Origin of the sequence: Burkholderia sp. Se-20378, from assembly GCF_017104665.1 — a bacterium.
GTDB classification, from domain to species: domain Bacteria; phylum Pseudomonadota; class Gammaproteobacteria; order Burkholderiales; family Burkholderiaceae; genus Burkholderia; species Burkholderia lata.
This window is the reverse complement of the sequence record NZ_JAAGPG010000875.1, coordinates 1-2,025: the sequence shown is the minus strand read 5'-3', so window position 1 is coordinate 2,025 and position 2,025 is coordinate 1. Positions and strand designations below refer to the sequence as shown.

Genomic DNA, 2,025 nt, shown 5'->3' with positions numbered 1-2,025 from the left:
CGCCACGCGTGGCGCGCGCGGCTGGAACGCCGCGATCAGGTACGGCAACAGATAGCTCGCGGGCGTGGTGCTCGCGCCGATGCGCAGCGTGCCGGCCTCGAGGCCCCGTACCGCGTCGCGAAACGCGCGCGCCTGCGCGAAGGTGTCGCGCTGCGCCTTCGCGTACTGCGCGAGCTGTTCTCCGACCGGGGTCAGGCGGATGCCGCGCCCTTCGCGCTGGTACAGCGGCTCGCCGAATTCGTCCTGCAGCAGCCGCAACTGGCCCGACACGGCCGGCTGCGACAGATGCAGCGCCACGGCGGCGTGGCTGATGTTCAGGTGCTCGGCGACGGCGGCGAACGTTATCAGTTGATCCGGGGTCATGGGGATAAATTATCGGCTTTCCGGATAGTTTACGTCACAAATCACAATTTTTCATATCGATATAACGAAATTAGGATTACACCATCGCAACACGCTCCATCACGGTGCTTCCATGTCCACTGCTCCGACTCCCCATCTCAGCCCCGCCGCGCCGTCGATGCGCGGCCAGTTGAACGGCGTGCTGTTCGTCGCGCTGTTCGCCGCCGCCGTCACGAGCCTGTCCCAGCTTCCCGCGATCGCGGGGCTCGGCCTGTCGCCGCTGATCGTCGGCATCGTCGCCGGTGCGCTGTACGGCAATGCGCTGCGCGACGGCATGCCGGCCAGCTGGGCGGCCGGCGTCAACTTCTCCGCACGCAAGCTGCTGCGCATCGCGGTCGCGTTCTTCGGGTTGCGCGTCAGCCTGCAGGAAATCGCGCAGGTCGGGCTGCCGGGCCTGACGGTGTCGGTACTGGTCGTCGTCAGCACGCTCGTGATCGGCACCTGCGCCGGCATGAAGATCATGAAACTCGACCGCGATTCGGCCCTGCTGACCGCCGCCGGCAGCGCGATCTGCGGCGCTGCCGCCGTGCTCGCGTTCGAGTCGACGCTGCAATCGAAGCCGCACCAGAGCGCGATGGCAGTCGGCAGCGTCGTGCTGTTCGGCACGCTGTCGATGTTCCTGTACCCGATCGCGTATCACGCCGGGCTGCTGAACCTCGATCCGGCCGGCCTCGGCCTGTTCTTCGGCGGCACGATCCACGAGGTCGCGCAGGTGGTCGGCGCGGCGAGCGACATCAGCCCGCAGGTCGCGCACATCGCGACGATCGTCAAGATGACCCGCGTGATGCTGCTGGTGCCGGTGCTGCTGGTGCTCGGCTGGTGGCTGGCCCGCTCGGCACGTGCGACTGCCGGCGGCGCGCAAGGCAAGCGCAAGGTGGCCGTGCCCTGGTTCGCACTCGGCTTCCTCGGCTTCGTGATCGTCAATTCGCTGAACGTGCTGCCCACCGACGTCACCCACACGCTGAACGTGCTCGACACCTTCGCGCTGACGATGGCCATGACCGCACTCGGCATCGAAACCCGCGTCGCGCAGATCCGCGCAGCCGGCCCCCGGGCGCTGATGACCGGCCTGATCCTGTACGTGTGGCTGATCGCCGGCGGCTACGGGATCACCTGGGCCGTGCAGCACTGGCTTGGCTGAGTTGCCCGCCCGTGACACTTCGCGCGCCGCGCCCGACGGGATGGTCCCGCGGGCGCGGCGCAGTGCTATGCTTCGCGTCGTTTTCCATCGCCCTCTTTCAGCCGTGCTCTCGTTCCTGCTGAAGCTGCGCACTCGCGCCCAAACGCTGTTCCGCCTGTCGGACGCCCATACGATGCTGATCTGGTCAGCCATCGTCGGCGTCGGCGGCGCCTTTGCCACGATGGCGTTCCGCGAAGGCATCGACCTGATGCAGCACCTGATCTCCGGGCAAAGCGGCAGCTTCGTGCAGATGGCCAAGCGCCTGCCCTGGTACGTGCGGTTCTGGATGCCGGCCGCGGGCGGCTTCCTCGCCGGCTGCGTGCTGCTGCTCGCGATGCGGGGCGACAAGAAGGCCGGCAAGACCGACTACATGGAATCGGTCGCGCTCGGCAACGGCGTCGTGCCGGTTCGCCAGAGCCTGTGGCGCAGCGTGTCGTCGCTGA

Annotated in this window: 2 protein-coding genes and 1 pseudogene; 2 read left to right on the top strand and 1 reads right to left on the bottom strand. The window is 67.7% G+C overall.

All coding sequences use genetic code 11. The features are described from left to right. Positions 1–363, bottom strand: a 363-nt coding sequence (locus G3N93_RS38495; RefSeq protein WP_206135377.1) for a LysR family transcriptional regulator, incomplete at its 3' end; no start/stop codon positions are given. 112 nt (positions 364–475) lie between these two features. Between G3N93_RS38495 and G3N93_RS38490 the strand changes: the two genes are divergently transcribed. Continuing rightward, entirely contained in the window at positions 476–1,543 is a 1,068-nt protein-coding gene (locus tag G3N93_RS38490) for a YeiH family protein (RefSeq protein ID WP_206135376.1), read from the top strand. Between the two features lie 103 nt (positions 1,544–1,646). Continuing rightward, positions 1,647–2,025 (top strand): annotated as a pseudogene (locus G3N93_RS38485) (chloride channel protein); the annotation flags it as partial.